This window comes from Methylobacterium sp. 88A (assembly GCF_000376345.1).
In the GTDB taxonomy this organism is placed as follows: domain Bacteria; phylum Pseudomonadota; class Alphaproteobacteria; order Rhizobiales; family Beijerinckiaceae; genus Methylobacterium; species Methylobacterium bullatum.
In genome coordinates this window covers 4,195,962-4,213,704 of record NZ_AQVT01000001.1, presented here as the reverse complement: position 1 = coordinate 4,213,704, position 17,743 = coordinate 4,195,962, and the positions used below count along the sequence as shown (strand labels likewise).

Annotated in this window: 14 protein-coding genes; 8 read left to right on the top strand and 6 right to left on the bottom strand. The window is 66.8% G+C overall.

From position 1 onward, the window contains the following. The first annotated feature begins 492 nt into the window (after positions 1 to 492). The 5 genes from A3OM_RS0120125 (at position 493) to A3OM_RS0120105 (ending at position 7,800) form a co-directional block, all read left to right on the top strand. Positions 493 to 1,386 carry a glutamine amidotransferase family protein gene (locus A3OM_RS0120125; RefSeq protein ID WP_026176246.1) on the top strand — a complete coding sequence of 298 codons (894 nt, stop codon included), beginning with the start codon at positions 493 to 495 and terminating at the stop codon, positions 1,384 to 1,386. After that, positions 1,386 to 2,075, top strand: coding sequence for a protein glxC (locus tag A3OM_RS0120120; RefSeq protein ID WP_018045584.1), 690 nt, complete (start codon positions 1,386 to 1,388; stop codon positions 2,073 to 2,075). Before A3OM_RS0120125 ends, A3OM_RS0120120 begins: the two co-directional genes overlap by 1 nt. Further along, positions 2,075 to 3,436, top strand: coding sequence for an FMN-binding glutamate synthase family protein (locus tag A3OM_RS0120115; RefSeq protein WP_018045583.1), 1,362 nt, complete (start codon positions 2,075 to 2,077; stop codon positions 3,434 to 3,436). Before A3OM_RS0120120 ends, A3OM_RS0120115 begins: the two co-directional genes overlap by 1 nt. Before the next feature lie 87 nt (positions 3,437 to 3,523). Then, complete coding sequence (gene glnT, locus A3OM_RS0120110) at positions 3,524 to 4,822, top strand: type III glutamate--ammonia ligase (RefSeq protein WP_018045582.1); 1,299 nt, start codon at positions 3,524 to 3,526, stop codon at positions 4,820 to 4,822. Positions 4,823 to 5,046: 224 nt separating this feature from the next. Beyond that, complete coding sequence (locus A3OM_RS0120105) at positions 5,047 to 7,800, top strand: PAS domain-containing protein (RefSeq protein ID WP_018045581.1); 2,754 nt, start codon at positions 5,047 to 5,049, stop codon at positions 7,798 to 7,800. Between the two features lie 60 nt (positions 7,801 to 7,860). On the opposite strand, the gene A3OM_RS0120100 is transcribed toward A3OM_RS0120105, so the two are convergent. Together A3OM_RS0120100 and A3OM_RS0120095 are read right to left on the bottom strand one after the other, a co-directional pair. Then, entirely contained in the window at positions 7,861 to 8,319 is a 459-nt protein-coding gene (locus tag A3OM_RS0120100; RefSeq protein ID WP_018045580.1) for a response regulator, read from the bottom strand. Further along, on the bottom strand, positions 8,316 to 9,383 hold the full coding sequence (locus tag A3OM_RS0120095) for an HWE histidine kinase domain-containing protein (RefSeq protein WP_018045579.1): 1,068 nt from the start codon (positions 9,381 to 9,383) through the stop codon (positions 8,316 to 8,318). The genes A3OM_RS0120100 and A3OM_RS0120095 overlap by 4 nt, the downstream gene beginning before the upstream one ends. A 451-nt stretch (positions 9,384 to 9,834) precedes the next feature. Here A3OM_RS0120095 and A3OM_RS0120090 point away from each other — a divergent pair, with 451 nt between their 5' ends. From A3OM_RS0120090 to A3OM_RS0120080, 3 genes are all read left to right on the top strand, one after another. Beyond that, positions 9,835 to 11,301, top strand: coding sequence for an alpha/beta hydrolase (locus A3OM_RS0120090; RefSeq protein WP_051074343.1), 1,467 nt, complete (start codon positions 9,835 to 9,837; stop codon positions 11,299 to 11,301). Further along, on the top strand, positions 11,298 to 12,848 hold the full coding sequence (locus A3OM_RS0120085) for a GMC family oxidoreductase (protein ID WP_018045577.1): 1,551 nt from the start codon (positions 11,298 to 11,300) through the stop codon (positions 12,846 to 12,848). Before A3OM_RS0120090 ends, A3OM_RS0120085 begins: the two co-directional genes overlap by 4 nt. 69 nt (positions 12,849 to 12,917) lie before the next feature. Then, positions 12,918 to 13,226, top strand: coding sequence for a cupin domain-containing protein (locus tag A3OM_RS0120080; RefSeq protein ID WP_018045576.1), 309 nt, complete (start codon positions 12,918 to 12,920; stop codon positions 13,224 to 13,226). A gap of 110 nt (positions 13,227 to 13,336) precedes the next feature. Here A3OM_RS0120080 and A3OM_RS0120075 read toward each other — a convergent pair whose 3' ends face one another. The 4 genes from A3OM_RS0120075 to A3OM_RS0120060 all read right to left on the bottom strand — a co-directional run bounded on the left by A3OM_RS0120075 (position 13,337) and on the right by A3OM_RS0120060 (position 17,173). Beyond that, complete coding sequence (locus A3OM_RS0120075) at positions 13,337 to 14,107, bottom strand: glucose 1-dehydrogenase (RefSeq protein ID WP_018045575.1); 771 nt, start codon at positions 14,105 to 14,107, stop codon at positions 13,337 to 13,339. Between the two features lie 137 nt (positions 14,108 to 14,244). Further along, positions 14,245 to 15,876, bottom strand: coding sequence for an alpha-D-glucose phosphate-specific phosphoglucomutase (locus A3OM_RS0120070; protein ID WP_018045574.1), 1,632 nt, complete (start codon positions 15,874 to 15,876; stop codon positions 14,245 to 14,247). Positions 15,877 to 16,152: 276 nt separating this feature from the next. Further along, a complete protein-coding gene (locus A3OM_RS0120065; protein WP_018045573.1) occupies positions 16,153 to 16,407 on the bottom strand; it encodes a hypothetical protein in 255 nt (84 codons plus the stop codon). A gap of 34 nt (positions 16,408 to 16,441) precedes the next feature. Continuing rightward, complete coding sequence (locus A3OM_RS0120060; RefSeq protein WP_018045572.1) at positions 16,442 to 17,173, bottom strand: Crp/Fnr family transcriptional regulator; 732 nt, start codon at positions 17,171 to 17,173, stop codon at positions 16,442 to 16,444. Between the last annotated feature and the right edge of the window lie 570 nt (positions 17,174 to 17,743).

Sequence of the window (17,743 nt, the reverse complement as noted above, 5' to 3'; positions counted from 1 at the left end):
GTAGGCCGTTCGAAAGCACGTCTCGTTCCCCGGCAGCGCCGCTGTCATCACGACAGGTCGTCGATCTCCGGCGAGGATCGATCGCCGCCGACCTTTCGCAGGCGGGTCGGCTCTCGCCAAAGAGGGCGCGAGGGCGTGCCGGCGGCGGCCATGTTCTCCGTCGATGAAGTGTAAGTGTTTCTTACAAAACTCCCGCTGCGCCGTCGTGCCGTGACCGAGAACCGACGGTGACCGGGAGTTTTGTGAGGCACTCTAAGACCTCAGGCTGTGCCTGACTATGTGGCATCACAAGCGGTCATAGCGACGCGCAGAGATGCTCATGGCGCGACGGAGCCCCGATCCGTAGCGTTCTCGACCTCCATGCGCTCCCGAACCCAGTGGCCAGCCGCCCTCCGTGTTTCTTTTGAAGAAATAATTGTTCCCAAGATTGACCCCTGCGGGTGATCCATGCGACCAGTCACTTCAAGGGATGGGTCGGCGTGGAGACCAAGTATGTGCGGTATTGTCGGGTTGTTTGTGAAGAATCCTGATCTGGAGCCCCGTCTGGGGGCTTTGCTGTCGACGATGCTCGAGACGATGACGGGGCGTGGTCCGGACAGTGCCGGTTTTGCCGTCTACGGAGCCGACGGGGCCGGGGTGAAGCTGACTCTGCGTGGAGCCGACAGGGCATCGCTCGCTGACGCGGTAGCCCGCCTCGAGAGCCGGCTGGGGCGCGGCGTCGAGGCGGTGGCGCGCGACACCCATACGGTTATCGACGTTCCGGCGGCCTTTGAGGGCGACGTGCGTGGCTTTCTCGTTGCCGAAGCGCCGGGCATCGACGTGGTCAGCGCCGGCCGGCGGATGGAGATCTACAAGGAGGTCGGGCTGCCGGCCGCCGTCGCCGCGCGGTTCGATCTTGCCGGCATGACCGGCACCCATGGCATCGGCCATACCCGCATGGCCACCGAAAGCGCGGTCACCACCAACGGCGCTCACCCGTTCTCCACCGGCATCGACGAATGCCTGGTCCATAACGGCTCGCTCTCGAACCACAACGACATGCGCCGCCGCCTCGAGCGCGAGGGGCTAACCTTCGCCACCAAGAACGACACCGAGGTCGCGGCCGGCTACCTGAGCTGGCGCATGCGCGAGGGTGCCTCTCTCAAGCAGGCCCTGGAGTCGAGCCTGTCGGATCTCGATGGCTTCTTCACCTTCGTGGTCGGCACCGAGACGGGCTTTGCCGTCGTGCGCGATCCCATCGCCTGCAAGCCTGCGGTGATGGCCGAGACCGACGATTACGTGGCGTTCGGCTCCGAGTACCGGGCCCTCGTGGGTCTGCCCGGCATCGCCTACGCCCGCGTCTTCGAACCCGAACCCGCCAAGGTCTACGCCTGGGAGCGTCACTGATGTCGTCCTACGATCTCAACCAGGCGCCCCTGCGCGACCTCAACCGGGCATTGCACGCCCTGCGCCCCGATACCAACGAGACCCACTGGACCATCACCGGTCCGGATGGCCGCCACGCCATCGCGGTGGGCCTGGATGCGCCGATCTCCGTCGAGATCGAGGGGAATGTCGGCTATTACTGTGCCGGCATGAACAAGCTCGCGAGTGTCGTGATCAACGGCAATGCGGGCGTGGGTGTCGCCGAGAACATGATGTCGGGCTTCGTCCATGTGCGCGGCGACGTCAGCCAGTCGGCCGGCGCCACGGCGCATGGCGGCCTCCTCGTGGTCGACGGCAATGCGGGCGCGCGCTGCGGCATCTCGATGAAGGGTATCGACATCGTCGTGAAGGGCTCGATCGGCCACATGTCGGCCTTCATGGCCCAGGCCGGAACTCTCACCGTGCTCGGCGATGCCGGCGAGGCTTTGGGCGATTCCCTCTATGAGGCGCGGCTCTACGTGCGCGGCTCGGTCAAGAGCCTGGGCGCCGATTGCATCGAGAAGGAGATGCGCGACGAGCACCGCGAGCAGCTCTACGCCAAGCTCCAGGCCGCCGGCCTTGCCGGCGAGGTCAGCCCGTCGGAGTTCCGGCGCTACGGCTCCGCCCGCCGCCTCTATCATTTCAACGTCGACAACGCCGGAGCCTACTGATGGCCGAGACTCCCAAGGACCCGACCCTCAAGGATGCGCGTCCCCTGCCGCGCACCAAGCCCCGCTTCTCGGCGACCTTCACCCCCGACGTGATGTCTGAGATCCGCCGCGCCGCCGCCACCGGCATCTACGATATCCGGGGCGCGGGTGCGAAGCGCAAGCTGCCGCATTTCGACGACCTCCTGTTCCTGGGCGCCTCGATCAGCCGATACCCGCTGGAGGGCTACCGTGAGCGCTGCGGCACCGAAGTTGTGCTGGGCGCACGCTTCGCCTCCAAGCCGATCCACCTCAAGACCCCGATCACCATCGCGGGGATGAGCTTCGGCTCGCTCTCGGCCCAGGCCAAGGAAGCGCTCGGGCGCGGGGCGACGCTGGCCGGCACCTCGACCACCACCGGCGACGGCGGCATGACGCAGGAGGAGCGCGGGCATTCGCAGACGCTGGTCTACCAGTACCTGCCCTCGCGCTACGGCATGAACCCCGACGACCTGCGCAAAGCGGACGCGATCGAGATCGTCATCGGCCAGGGCGCCAAGCCCGGCGGCGGCGGCATGCTGCTCGGCCAGAAGATCACCGAGCGTGTCGCCGGCATGCGCTGCCTGCCCCCGGGCGTCGACCAGCGCTCGGCCTGCCGCCATCCGGACTGGACCGGGCCGGACGACCTCGAGATCAAGATCGAGGAACTGCGCGAGATCACCGATGGCGAGAAGCCGATCTACGTGAAGGTCGGCGCCTCGCGGCCCTATTACGACACCGCGCTCGCCGCCAAGTCCGGCGCCGACGTGGTCGTGCTGGACGGCATGCAGGGCGGCACGGCAGCGACGCAGGACGTGTTCATCGAGCATGTCGGCATCCCGATCCTGGCGGCGATCCGCCCCGCGGTGCAGGCGCTGCAGGACCTCGGTCTGCACCGGAAGGTGCAGCTCGTCGTCTCGGGCGGCATCCGCTCGGGAGCCGATGTGGCCAAGGCCCTGGCGCTCGGCGCCGACGCCGTCGCCATCGGCACCGCTGCGCTCATCGCGCTGGGCGACAACGACCCGCGCTGGGAGGCCGACTATCAGGCCCTCGGTACCACCGCCGGAGCCTACGACGATTGGCACGAGGGCAAGGATCCCGCCGGCATCACCACGCAGGACCCGGAACTGGCCAAGCGCCTCGACCCCGTCCTCGCCGGCCGGCGGCTGGCCAACTACCTCGCCGTGATGACCCTGGAGGCGCAGACCATCGCGCGCGCCTGCGGCAAGAGCCACCTGCACAACCTCGAACCCGAGGACCTCGTGGCGCTCACCATCGAGGCCGCCGCCATGGCGCAGGTGCCGATGGCCGGCACGGGCTGGATTCCGGGCAAGACCGGCTTCTGAGCACAACGAAGGGCCGTCCCACGGGGGCGGCCTTTCCCTTCGACAGCACGGCCGAGCGGGCCGCCCGATTCAACGCAGGGTGACGCCATGAACACGGATCTCGAAACCGTCGCGAAAGAGCGCGGCATCAAGTACTTCCTCGTCTCCTACACGGACCTGTTCGGCACGCAGCGCGCCAAGCTCGTCCCGGCCGCCGCCATCGCCAGCACCTGTAGGAACGGCGCCGGGTTCGCAGGCTTCGCCACCTGGCTCGACATGAGCCCGGCCGATGCCGACCTCCTCGCCGTGCCCGATGCCGCCGGCCTGATCCAGCTGCCCTGGAAGCCGGAGGTCGGCTGGCTGCCCGCCGACCTCGTCATGGGCGGCAAGCCGGTGGAGCAGGGGCCGCGCAACATCCTCAAACGCCTGATCGCCGAGGCGGCCCGTGACGGTTTGCAGATGAAGACCGGCGTCGAGTGTGAGTTCTTCCTGATCACGCCGGACGGTTCCGAGCCGGCGGACATGGCCGACCGGCAAATGAAGCCGTGCTACGACCAGTCGGCCCTCATGCGCCGCTACGACGTGATCACCGAGATCTGCGACGCGATGCTGGAACTCGGCTGGAAGCCGTACCAGAACGACCACGAGGACGCGAACGGGCAGTTCGAGATGAACTGGGACTACGACGACGCCCTGATCACTGCCGACCGGCACGCCTTCTTCAAGTACATGACCCGCTCGATCGCCGAGAAGCACGGCCTGCGCGCGACCTTCATGCCCAAGCCCTTCATGGACCTGACCGGCTCTGGCTGCCACGCCCACGTCTCGCTCTGGAGGGGCGACCGCAACGTCTTCGCCGATGCGTCGGACGAGATCGGAATGTCGCGGGAGGGCTACCACTTCATCGGCGGGCTCATCCACTCCGCCGATGCGCTGGCCGCCATCACCAACCCGTGCGTGAATTCCTACAAGCGCATCAATGCCCCGCGCACCACCTCCGGCGCGACCTGGGCTCCCAACACCGTGACCTATACGGGCAACAACCGCACCCACATGATCCGCATCCCCGATGGCGGGCGCTTCGAGTTCCGCCTCGCCGACGGTGCGGCCAATCCCTATCTGCTCCAGGCGGGCCTCCTCGCCGCCGGCCTCGACGGCCTGCGCAACCGGCGCGATCCGGGCCAGCGCCTCGACATCAACATGTACACGGACGGCCATACGGTTGAGGGCGTCAAGTGTCTGCCGCTCAACATGTTGGACGCCATGCGGGCCCTCGAGAAATGCGACGTGCTCAACGAGGCCTTAGGCTCGTTCGTGCCGAGCTATCTCAAGCTCAAGACCGAGGAATGGAACGCCTATTCGCGCCACCTCACCCAGTGGGAGCGCGACACCACGCTCGACTGCTGAAGCCCGGACCACCCGCCGGTCCCGACGGGGAAAGTCGCGCGAGTTGCCCCCGCCCTCGCGCGGAAGGGGTTCCCGGCCGAAGGGATTCCGGCGGGATCATGCTTGATTAGAACCAGACTGAAGGACATATCGCTTCCGGTTGCCGGTCCCGAGATTTGGGTGCATGAACCGGCTGATCTCGGCTTTTCGGTCCGAAACAGACGACGACGGGCGGGAAGAGCTCTGTGGACCACGACGACAGCAGCGCAGGAATCGAGGCCGACCGTCGTGCGGCCCTCGTGCGCTACGGCATCCTCGATACGGAGGCCGAGGCGGATTTCGACGATATCGTGAAGGCCGCGTCGGCGGCCTGCGATATGCCGATTTCCCTGATCTCCCTGCTCGACGGGGACCGCCAATGGTTCAAGGCCGAGACGGGATTCGGTCAGCGGGAGACCCCGATCTCCTCTTCGATCTGCCGCCATGCCGTCCAGGAGCAGGACGCGGTGTTCGTGATCCCCGACACGACCCGCGACGAACGAACCTCCGCGAACCCGTTGGTCACCGGCGACTCGCATGTGCGCTTCTATGCCGGTGTGCCTCTGCAGACGTCGAAAGGCGTCACCCTCGGCACGCTCTGCGTCCTCGACACCAAACCGAACAGCCTGACCGCGGCGCAGAAGCTGATCCTGCAGACGCTGGCTAAGCAGGTGATGGCCCTGCTCGAACTGCGCCGTGCCCTGCAGGACCGGCGCGAGAGCGACCGGCTCAACAAGGCGATCCTGGAGAGCGCCGTCGATTACGGCATCATCTCCATGGATCTGTCCGGCCGGGTGACGAGCTGGAACACCGGCGCGGAACGCGTCATCGGCTGGAGCGAGGCCGAGATGCTCGGCGAGCCCGCCCATGTCTTCTTCACGCCCGAGGATGTCGAGACCGGCGCTCCCGAGCAGGAGATGGGTGCCGCACTGCTGCACGGGCGGGCTAGCGACGAGCGCTGGCACCGGCGCAAGGACGGAACCCTGTTCTGGGGCCTCGGCGAGATGATGCCGCTCAGGAACGAGGACGGACATCCGGAGGGATTCATCAAGATCCTGCGCGACCGCACGGAACAGCGCCTCGCGAACCAGAAGCAGCGCGACGACGCGGAATTCATGCGCAGCGTCCTCGCCTCGTCGGCCGATTGCATCAAGGTGATCGACCTCGACAACCGCCTGACCTTCATGAGTGAGGGCGGGATGCGGGTGATGGAGGTGAGCGACTTCAACGCGATCCAGAACTGTCCCTGGCCGGATTTCTGGCAGAACCAGGGCAATGACGACGCCTATGCGGCCCTTGCTGCCGCCAAGGCCGGGGGAACGGGCCATTTCCAGGGTCAGGCCAACACCATGGCGGGCAATCCCCGCTGGTGGGACGTGCAAGTCACCCCGATCCTCGATGCCGAAGGACGCCCCGAGCGGCTGCTCTCGGTCTCCCGCGACATCACCGTCCAGAAGACCGCCGAGCAGCGGATCAGCGCCAGCGAGGCGCGCTGGCGGGGCCTGTTCACCAGCATGCAGGAAGGGTTCTTCCTCGGCGAACTCGTTCGCGACGGGGCCGGGCGGGCCTGCGATTACCGCTTCCTGGAGATCAACCCGGCCTTCGCCCGGCAATCGGGCCTGTCGGAGCAAAGCGTCGGCCGTACCGTTCGAGAGCTCGTTCCCGAGATCGACCAAGGGCTGATCGACCGTTATGCGAGCGTGGTCGATACCGGCGAACCGAGCCTGTTCGAGATCACCGTGCCCGGCCTCGGCCGGACCTTCGAGGTCCGCGCCGGACACGAAAGCGGCCAGCGGTTCAGCTGCCTCTTCCTCGACGTCACCGAACGCAAGCAGGGCGAGACCCGCCGGCTCGCCATCGCGGAACTCGGCGACCGCCTGCGCGACCTGAGCGACCCGGAAGCGATCGCGTTCGTCGCGGCAGAGATCACGGGCCGGACCCTGGGACTGTCCCATTCCGGTTATGGAGCCGTGGACCAGGAGCGCGAGACCATCGTCGTCGGTCGAGGGTGGTCGGCGCCCGGCCTCCCCGGCATCGACGGAGCCCGCGAGTTTCGGGAATACGGCTCGTGTATCGACGCGCTGAAGGCTGGAACGGCGGTTCTGATCGAGGATGCCGCCGCGGATCCGCGCACCGCATCGGATGCGGTTTCGCTGAACGACATCCGCATCCGTTCGTTCGTCGACCTGCCGGTCATGGAGCACGGACGATTCGTCGCCGTATTCTACGCAGCCAAGGACGTCCCGCACGCCTGGAACACCGAAGAGATCGGTTTCATCCGCAACATCGCCGACCGGACACGTGCCGCCATCGCGCGGATCGAAGCCGAGGCGCAGCAACGCGTCCTGAATCTCGAACTCAGCCACCGCATGAAGAACATGTTGGCGATGGTGCAATCCATCGCCACCCAAACCATGCGGAACGCCACCGATGTCGTGAGCGCCAAGGAGGTGCTGGCAGGGCGTCTGATCGCGCTGGGCAAGTCCCACGACCTGCTACTGGGCGGGTCGCTCGGCGATACGCCCCTGAAGACGCTGATCGAAAGTGCCCTGGAGCCTCACAAGGACAAGCCAGACCGTTTCTCCCTTCGCGGGCCGGCCCTGAATGTGGGTGCCAAGGCCGCGATGTCGCTGGCCCTCATCCTCCATGAGCTCGCGACCAATGCCGCCAAGTACGGCGCCCTCTCCACTGCCAAAGGCAGCGTCTCCATCGTCTGGGAGATCTGTCGGAGCAAGGGCGAGGGCGGCGATCAGGTGCTGCTGCGCTGGATCGAGGCCGGAGGGCCGCCGGTCAGTCCGCCCACCCGCACGGGGTTCGGCACGCGCTTGATCGGGCGGGGACTTGCCGGCAATTTCGGCGGCGAGGTCTCCCTCGATTACCGCACGGCCGGTGTGGTCTGTACACTCGAAGCGTCGCTGAAAGGTCTGCAGGCCGTGGATACGCCGCCCGACTTCCGTTGAGGCGATAGCAGGGAAGCGGATGCCGCTCTCCCGAAAAGCGGATGCCTGGCAGGGCCGGCCTCAGTCTGCGCGGATCTGGGCCGCGCCGGGATCCTTGGAGTTGAGCGCGCAGCCGCAGGTGAACACCCTGGCGCCGCTGTCGGCTCCCCGCGAGACCGCCTCGCAGGTGAGAAGATGCCGGAGCTGCGCCTCCAGCTGATCCTTCTGATACGGCTTCTGCATCACAGGCACGGTCTGATAAGCCGGCTCCAGTCCGGCCGAGCCGTAACCTGTTGCGAACAGGAACGGGATGCAGCGCTCGAAGAGCTGATCGGCCACGGGATAGCTGCGCGTCTCGCCGAGATTCACATCGAGGACGGCCGCATCGAAATCGCCGGCCTGAAGCCGCCGCAGCGCCTGGTCGAGGCGCATGGCGACAACGACCTCGCAGCCGAGATCGAGAAGCATGTCCTCGGCGAGCATCGCGACAAGGCTTTCGTCTTCCACCAGCAGGACCCGGCGTCCTTCCAGGATACTCATGAGACCGGACGCCCCGTCACGACATCCTGTCCATGCCATCCCAGCGCGGTCAGTGGGATGTCGAGGCGGCACACGAGTCCGGCCGGTGCGAAATCGATCTCGGCGCTGCCGTCGAATTCCAGCGGCAATTGCCGCTCGATCAGCCTCGAGCCGAAACCCCTGCGGGTCGGAGGGACCACTTCCGGGCCGCCCGTCTCCGTCCAGGTGAGGGACAGGCGTTCGCGCCCGCCATCGGACGTCAGCGTCCATGTCACTGCGACGCGGCCTTCGGGAACCGAGAGGGCGCCGTATTTGGCGGCGTTAGTCATCAATTCGTGCAACGCCATCGCCAGCGTCACGGCGACCTTGGGGTGGAGGCGGGTATCTGGGCCGGTGATGTTGAACCGCGTCCCGTCGGTCTCCGCGACCGCATGGGGTGCGATCGCCCGCTCGACGACACCGATGAGGCTGGCGCTCTCCCAATTGGATTCCGTCAGGACGTTGTGGGCGTCCGAGAGCGCCGCGACGCGGGCATCGAACACGGCGCGGGCCGGCTGGTCGGCGACGTTGCGGAAGGTCTGCGCCGCGATGGACTGGACGGTGGCCAGGGTGTTCTTCACCCGGTGGTTCAACTCGTTCGTCAGCAATTTCTGCCGCTCGGCCGCCGCCTTCTCCTCCGTGATGTCGCGGACTTCGATGATCGTACCGATGATCTTGGCCGCATCGTCGCGGATCGGGCTCGCGGTGAAGCCGACTGGGTAGAAATGCCCGTCCTTGTGGACGAACACCTCTTCGCCGCGTTCCTGGTTGTTCTCGGGGAAGGCACGGTCGATGGCGCATTCCTCTAACGGGAACGGACGGCCATCGGGGTAGGTGTGGTGGACGATGTCGTGCAGCGGACAGTCGCGCGCGAGCACCTCTCCGACGCTGAATCCGGTGAGCAATTCGGCGGCGCGGTTCATGTAGACGCAGTGCTGCCGGTCATCCATCAGGAAGATCGCCACCGACGCGTTGTTGAGCACGGCGTTCAGGCGGCGCTCGGTCTCGTGGAGCTGTGACCCGCGGCGCAGGGTCGGCAGGGACATCGAGGCTTCGGCGGAGGAAACGAGTGGCGGCCGGGTCGGCACGAGGCAGGCTCTCTGCAAGGTTGGGTGGGCACCCGATGGCGCACCGCAATATCCTAACGGCTTCGATAGGGTTCGGCGAGGAAAGATCGGCCGATCCCCGATATCCCCGCGCACCGACATGCGAAAGCGTGAGGGGCGGCGGTTTGTTCCGCGCCACGGGCTTCGGCAAGCGATCCGGTGTCGAAACGCAGGGGGCAGCGAGAATTCTCTGGGATGGCACACCGCCGTCGTGCCGGACGATCGCATCGCGTCGGTCCTACTCTCCTGACTGAGGAGGGGGTTGATGGACGGATCGGCCCCGTAAGGCAGGTCGGGTGGGGATCGTATGGGAACGGTCGGACGCCATGCCGCAAGCCGGGATGGGGATTAGACTCTTGATCGGCATGGGATCCGCCCGAGTTCCCGGCGCATGCCAAACTCTCCCGTCCCCCACACCACCATCCCCGGCCCATGCACGGTGGTCTGCCTGCATTTCCTTGGGGGAAGCGCGCGGGAATGGGAGCCGGTCGCGGCTCTTCTCGATGGCGTCGCTCGCGTTGTGGCGCTTGATCTGCCCGGTTTCGGCGATGCCGCCGCCGTGTCCGGCTACTCGGTGGAAGCGATGGCGGATCATGTGGCGGCGGGGATCGCCGCCGCCGATCCCGGGGATCGATGGTATCTCGCAGGGCATAGCATGGGCGCGAAGGTCGCCTTGGCCCTCGCCCGGCGCGCCGAGGATGGTGCACCGGATCTGGCGGGGCTCGCCGGGCTGGTGCTGCTGGGCGGTTCACCGCCGAGCCCCGAGCCGATGTCCGACGACAAGCGGCGGGAGATGATGGAATGGATCTCCGCGGATGCGGAGACCCGTCGCCGTAAGGCCGGAGAGTTCGTCGATCAGAACACCGGCGCTCCCCTCGGCGAGCCGCTTCGGACCCGCGCGGTCGAGGATGTTCTGCGCGCCTCTCCCGCCGCCTGGACGGCGTGGCTGCGCGACGGCTCCCGCGAGGATTGGAGCCGCCGGATCGGCATCCTGCGCATGCCGGCCGTGGTCGTCGGCGGAACCGAGGACGCCGATCTCGGCGCCGCCGCGCAGAAGGCCCTGACCCTTCCCCACTTGGCCCATGGCCGGCTGGTGGCTCTCGATGGCGCAGGGCACCTTCTGCCGCTGGAGCGGCCGGAGGCCGTGGCCAGCCTCATCGCGGGTCTCGCCTCCGAGGAACCGCTTCTGAAGTCCGAGGCACTGGCGGTGCCGGAGCCCTATCGCGCGCTGATCGAATCCGACCGGGTGAACACGCGCCTGCGCGCGGCGCTCCTGGCTCGGGCCGAACCCGACGGCTCGGCTGATCGGCCCGCGTACCTCGACCCGGTCGAGCTCACGCAGCTTCGTGCCGTCGTGGACAGGGTTTTGCCGCAGGACGGCACGGGCCGGATCGACATCGCAGCGCAGATCGAGGCTCGGCTCGCTGCCGGAACCGGGGATGGATGGCGTTTTGCCAAGCTGCCGGCGGACGGAGCGGCCTACCGCGCCGCCCTGCGAACCCTGGATGCCGCCGCCCGGTCCGTCCACGCGACGGGCTTCCTGTGCCTCGACGGCGGTGAGCAGGACGCCTTCCTGCGGGCCGCTGCCGCCGGCGAGCCGCTGTCGCATGATGTGCCGGAGGATGGGCTCGATGCCGAAGAGATGACCTTGTGGTTCGAGGATCTGCGCAGCGACGCGGTGCGGATCTATCTCGCCCACCCCGCCAGCCTCGCCCGGATCGGCTTTTCCGGGATTGGCGCGGGCGGCGACGATGCGGAAACCCTGCCGGGCTTCGTGCGCGTCGGCATCGGTGACCCGGAACCCTGGGAGCCCTCCGCTCTGCAAAAGTCCTCTACCCTCGGGGAGACCGGACGATGAAGCTCGATGCGATGCGTCGCTACGCAACCACCGACATCGTCGATGTCGTCGTCATCGGTACGGGCGCGGGTGGCGCGCCGGTGCTCGCCCGCCTCGCGGCGGCCGGGCTCAAGGTCGTCGCCCTGGAGGCGGGGCCGAACTTCGACCCCGCGCGCTTTGCCTTCGACGAGACGCTCGCCGACGAGATCTACTGGACCGAGGAGCGCCTCAGCGGCGGTTCGACGCCGGAGGCCTTCGGCGCCAACAACAGCGGCACCGGGGTGGGCGGCTCCACCCTGCATTGGGGCGCCTTCACGCCTCGCGCCGACGAGCGCGACCTGCGTCTTCACTCAGAGACCGGGATGGGGGTGGATTGGCCCCTCGGTTACGATGACCTGCGGCCGTTCTACGAGCGCGTCGAGGCGTTTATCGGCGTGTCCGGCCCCTCCCAGTACCCCTGGGATCCCGGCCGGCGCTATCCTCTCTCGCCGGTCCCGCGCAACGCGCCGGCGCAGGTTATGGGCCAAGCCTGCGACCGGCTCGGCATTCGAACCGCCGACTCGCCTGCAGCCGTTGTCTCGCGCGACTTCTCCCAGGAGGGCGGTGCCCTGCGCCGGGGCTGCATCAATTGCGGATACTGCCACCAGGGTTGTCGCAATGGTGCCAAGACCAGCATGGACGTCACCTACCTGCCGCATGCCGTCTCCAACGGCGCGGAAATCCGTCCCGATTGTCGCGTGCACGGACTCGAGCGCGACCGCGAGGGCCGGATAACGTCGGTGATCTACCGGCACGACGGCATCGATCACCGGCAGCGTTGCGCGGCGGTCTATCTCTGCGCCGGCGCCGTGGAGACGCCCCGGCTCCTCCTGCATCTCGGACTTGCCAATGGGAGCGGTCAAGTCGGGCGCAACTATATGGGCCATGTGGCGACCCAGGTCTGGGGGACGTTCGAGGCCGAGATGCGGATGAACCGGGGCTATCCCTCCTCGCTCATCAGCGAGGACATGGTCCGCCCCGCTGATGCGGATTTCGCCGGCGGCTACCTGATGCAGAGCCTCGGCGTCCTGCCCGTCACCTGGGGCAACTCGGTGGCGCGGGGGCGCGGCCTGTGGGGGCGGGAGCTGACCGAACATCTCAATCGTTACAACCACATGGCGGGCATCGGGATCAACGGCGAGACCCTGCCCTGCGACGCCAACGTGCTGGTGCTCGCCGACGAGGTGGACGCGTTCGGGATGCGCAAGGCGCAGATCGATTTCGGCTATTCCTCGAACGAGGACCGGCTGAACGCCCATGCGACGCGGACCATGAAGGCGATCTGGGAAGCTGCCGGCGCCACCGACATCTGGGTGCTGGAGCGCGTCGCGCACACGATCGGGACGTGCCGGATGGGCCGGAGCGGCGACAGCGCCGTGGTCGATCCCCAGGGCCGGAGTTTCGAAATCCCGAACCTCTGGATCAGCGACGGATCGACCTTCCCGAGTTCGCTGGCCGCCAACCCGGCGCTGACCATCATGGCCCTGGCCCTGCGCTCGGCCGAGGCGTTCCTGGGCCATCCCTCCTGACGATTCCTGAGGAACGCCACCGCCATTCCCCGGTTGGATTCACCGCAACGCGACGAGGTTTCAAGCGCCATGACCACGAAGATTTCCACGACGAATGCCCGCGCGGGTGCGCATGGCGAAATCGGCCTCGCCAAGGGTGAGCGGGTCGCCATGCGGATGTGGCGCCACGAGCCGCCGACAGACGACAAGCCGAGCGCCAGCCGACCCTACGAGACGGTGGGCTACGTCATTTCCGGCCGGGCCGAACTCACGGTCGGCGGCGAGACCGTGACCCTGGAGCCCGGCGATTCCTGGCTCGTCCCGGCCGGGGCCGAGCACACCTACACAATCCTCGAAGAGTTCACGGCCGTCGAGGCCACCGCCCCGCCGGCCGCGTAGCCTTTCATACCTGCCGCACCCAAGGCGGCGGCGTGAGACCAGACATGAGAAGGGCCGGATCGATCACGATCCGGCCCTTTTCGCTATCCGTTCCCGAAGGAAGACCCGTCCTACGCGCCGCCCCATTGCATGGTCAGGCCACCATCCACCACGAGGGTATGGCCGGTGACGTAATCGGCATCGTCCGAGGCGAGGTAGAGGATCGCCTTGGCGATCTCGTCGGGCTGGCCGGCGCGGTGCCACGGGATGCGTTCCAGGGAAGCTTCGAGCTTCTCGGGATTCTCGAACCGGTCGCTGGTCATCGGCGTCTCGATCAGGCCGGGGGCGACGTTGTTGACGTTGATCTTGTCCTCGGCGAGCTCACGCGACAGGCTCCGGCAGAGGGAGCCGACACCGGCCTTCGACATGCCGTAGGGTGCGCTTTCCGGCGTCGGCAGGTGCTGGGCCACCGAGGAGACGATGACGATCTTCCCCCGCCCGCCATTGGCCCGCCGGACCTTGATGAAGGCGCGGGCGCAGAAGACCGGCCCCATCAGATTGACCCGCAGGATCTGCTCGAGCTTGCCGTCATCCATCTCGGCCACCGGCATGCCGCTCATGGCCTGACCGGCATTGTTGACGAGGATGTCGAGGACGCCGAACTCGGCGGCCACCTTGGCGAAGGTCGCCTCGACGGAGGCCGGGTCGCCGACATCGTCCTGGATCACCAGGCATGTGCGCCCGGCGGCCTCGACCCGGCGCGCGGTCTCCCGCGCGCCGTCCGCGTCGGTGTTGTAGGTGATCGCCACGTCCGCGCCTTCACGCGCGAACAGCTCGGCCGCAGCCTGTCCGATACCGGAATCCGCCCCGGTGATCAGAGCGCGTTTGCCCTGCAACTTCATGTCTGTCCCATCCGTGCGAGAAGGGGTGCGCGGGCATCACGTGGCCGGCGATCACCCGTGATCTTCAGGACAATGGGCACGGTAAAACCCGGTTCCCGGGGTGCGGCATCGGCGGGGAGGGACGTCCCTCCCCGGGCTCAGGTGATGACGCTCGGCTCGCTGCGCCCCGTGATGCCGGCGATGTCGGCGATGTCGCGCGCCGCCTGGACGACCGGGGCGAGGACGACATCCGGTGCAAGGTCGAGCCGGTCCGGGGCGTTCTCGTAGCGCTCGATATAGACCCTCAGGGTTGCCCCCGCCGTGCCGGTGCCGGAGAGCCGGTAGACCACACGGGCATCCTCGGCGAAGCTGATGCGGATGCCCTGCTGCGCCGTCACGGAGCCGTCGACCGGGTCGACATAGCGGAAATCGTCCGCCGTGGAGACGGTGAGGTCGCCGATCCGGCGGCCGGGCAGGCTCGCGAGCTGCGCGCGCAACCCCTCCATGAGGCGGTTGGCGCTCTCGGACTCGATCTCCTCGTAATCGTGGCGGGTGTAGTAATCGCGGCCGAACGAGGCCCAATGCTCGCGTACGATGGCATCGGCGCGCTTGCCCGTCGCCGCCAGGATGTTCAGCCACAGCAGCACGGCCCAGAGCCCGTCCTTCTCGCGGACGTGGTTCGAGCCGGTGCCGGCGCTCTCCTCGCCGCAGAGGGTGATGAGCCCGGCATCGAGCAGGGTGCCGAAGAACTTCCAGCCCGTCGGCGTCTCGTAGGCGGGAATGCCGAGCGAGGCGGCGACCCGGTCGGCGGCGCGGCTCGTGGGCATCGAACGGGCGATGCCCGAAAGGCCGGAGGCGTAGCCCGGCGCGCGATGGGCATGGGCGGCGAGGATCGCCAGGCTGTCGCTCGGGGTGACGAAGAGGCCGGGCGCCACGATCATGTTGCGGTCGCCGTCCCCGTCCGAGGCCGCGCCGAAATCCGGCGCGTCCGCGCTCAGCATCAGCTCGTAGAGTTCGTGGGCGTGGACCGGGTTGGGGTCGGGATGATGGCCGCCGAAATCCTCCTCCGGCGTGCCGTTCACCACCGTGCCGGAAGGGGCACCCAGCGCCCCTTCCAGGATGGCGGTGGCGTAGGGACCGGTCACCGCGCTCATGGCGTCGAACCGCATCCGGAAGCCGGAGGCGAACAGGCGGCGGATCGCATCGAAATCGACGAGTTCCTGCATCAGGGCCGCGTAATCGGCCACCGGGTCGATGATGGACACGACCATGCCGTCGATCCGAGCCTCGCCCACGGTGTCGAGGTCGAGATCGGCCGCGTCGGCGATGCGATACTCGGTGATCGCCTTCGTGCGCTCATAGATGGCGGCGGTGACGGATTCCGGCGCCGGTCCGCCATTGGCGGCGTTGAACTTGATTCCGAAATCCCCGTCCGGTCCGCCGGGATTGTGGCTCGCCGACAGGACGATCCCGCCGATCGCGCCATGCTTGCGGATGACGCAGGAGGCCGCCGGTGTGGAGAGGAGCCCTGCTTTGCCCACGAGAACCCGGCCGAAGCCGTTGGCGGCGGCGAGCTTGAGCGTCGTCTGCACCACCTCGCGGTTGAAGAAGCGGCCATCGCCGCCCACCACCAGGGTCGCACCCTCGCGGTCGGGGATGATGTCGAAGATGGACTGGACGAAATTCTCGACGTAGCGGGGCTGCCGGAAGACGGGGACCTTCTTGCGAAGGCCCGACGTCCCCGGCTTCTGGTCGGAGAATGGCGAAGTCGGCACGTGCCTCGAAGTCATCCGCGAAAGCCCCTCGTTGTCGGCCTGCGATGTTCACACCTCTCGCGGGTACGACGGGGTCCCTCTCCTTCCAAGAGAAGTTGCCTGCCGCGCCTCATATCGATGCCGTCGGCTCGAGAAAGCAGCCGTCGAGGAGATGTGTGAACCCAGTTGCGTTGTCGGCGGGGACAACACAACGGCTGGTGTCCACCGGTCAACCACCCAAAGCACGGTGGCGGCGAAAGATTCTCAGGCGCCGTTCCACCGCGACCCGGCCACGCGTGACCCGTCCCTCCTTCAGGGCGTGGAGCGGGATGCGACGCCTTCGGCGAACGAGATCGTCAGGACGGTCATGCCCGTCTCGTCGACCACCTCGAACGAGCGGTCCAGGGCTTCGCTCAACGTCGCGCCGCTGCCGAGCGCATCGGCGACGATCTGCTTGATGCCGATCACGGCGTCGTTGCGCACCTCGTCCATGGAGTCGAACACGTCCCCGTCGAAGTCGCGATGAAACCCGTCGCGATCGCGCAGGTTCAGAAAGTAACGCGGCATACCGACCTCCTTGCCGTGACGGCCCGACGGGCGCTCAGCTCACGGCTTGCCCTTCCACGCGAAGATAGCCGGCCTTGAACTCGGCGAGGGATTTCAGCCTGGGCCAGTCCAGGATCTTGAGACTCTTGCCCTTGAGTTCGATCAATCCCCTGCGCCGCAGCTCCTGCAGCGACCGGTTCACGTGCACGGTCGTCATCCCCGTCGTATCGGCGAGCTCGTGCTGGGTCATGGGGAGATCGCAGCTGTCTTCCGTGGCGAGGCCCACGGCCCGCAGCCTCACGAGGAGTTCGCAGAAGAGATGCGCGATCCGTTCGAGGGCCGAACGGCAGCCGATATTCACCAGCCATTCGCGCAGCGTCGCCTCGTCGATCAGGGCGGAGATGCGCAGCGCCCGGGCGATCGCCGGATGGTTCTCCATGATCTCCCGGAGGGCCGGGGCGGGAATGCGCGCGACCTTGCAGGCGGAGAGAGTCGCGATCGTATGATCGAGGCGGTTCAACAGGGTGATGTCGAGATTGCAGGTGTCCCCCGGCACGAGGTAGGCCGTGATCTGGCGGGCGCCGTTGGCCCGCTGCTTGAACCGGCACCCGATCCCCTCGGTGATGAGGACGATGTCGTTGTGCGGCTCGCCTTCACGGGCGAGGTTGGTGCGGGCGGGGACGTCGCGGGCGATGGATGTGATCCGATGAAGCACGTCCCTGTCGGCTTCGTCGAGCGCAACGAAGCCTTCGAGCTTCTGGACGAGCGGATTGAACACGCTCTCCATCGTATTCGAGATTCTATTCCTCGACAATGTTCAATATCTCTATCGATAAGCATCGAAATCTGCTCAGAAGTAACATCTTTCTTGATGCGACTTCAACGAGCCATGATGGCATGAACGTGCAAAAGATCATTATCTTAAAGCAATCGACCATGTACCAAAGTCGTAGTCCAGCCTCGGATTCCGTCTTCCGGCTCGGTCGTAATGGTCTGCGAATGTCCCGAGGTATGTATGGACCTGTTCGCGCATCTGCCCGATCCGAACACATAAAGTCGTGTCGACATTTCGCCGCACCTTCGCCCTCGACAGACAACAAGACGAATTTAAGCGTGACCTTGTCGAATGGGTGCGCCCCCGTGGACGCATGAATTCAGTATTCAGCCGGCCGTGCAATCACTCTTGAGAGGGATGGATCGGATTGAATTTTGCGTCGAAGGCGATCTTCCGGCTGTACTGCGTCATGGCAAATAAATAACGGGGTAATGAGGGTCGTTTATTGTCTTGGCGCGGAACATCGCCTTCGCTGCGGACGAACGCGACGCTCTCCGGCGTCTCGCCCTGCCTGGATGAAAG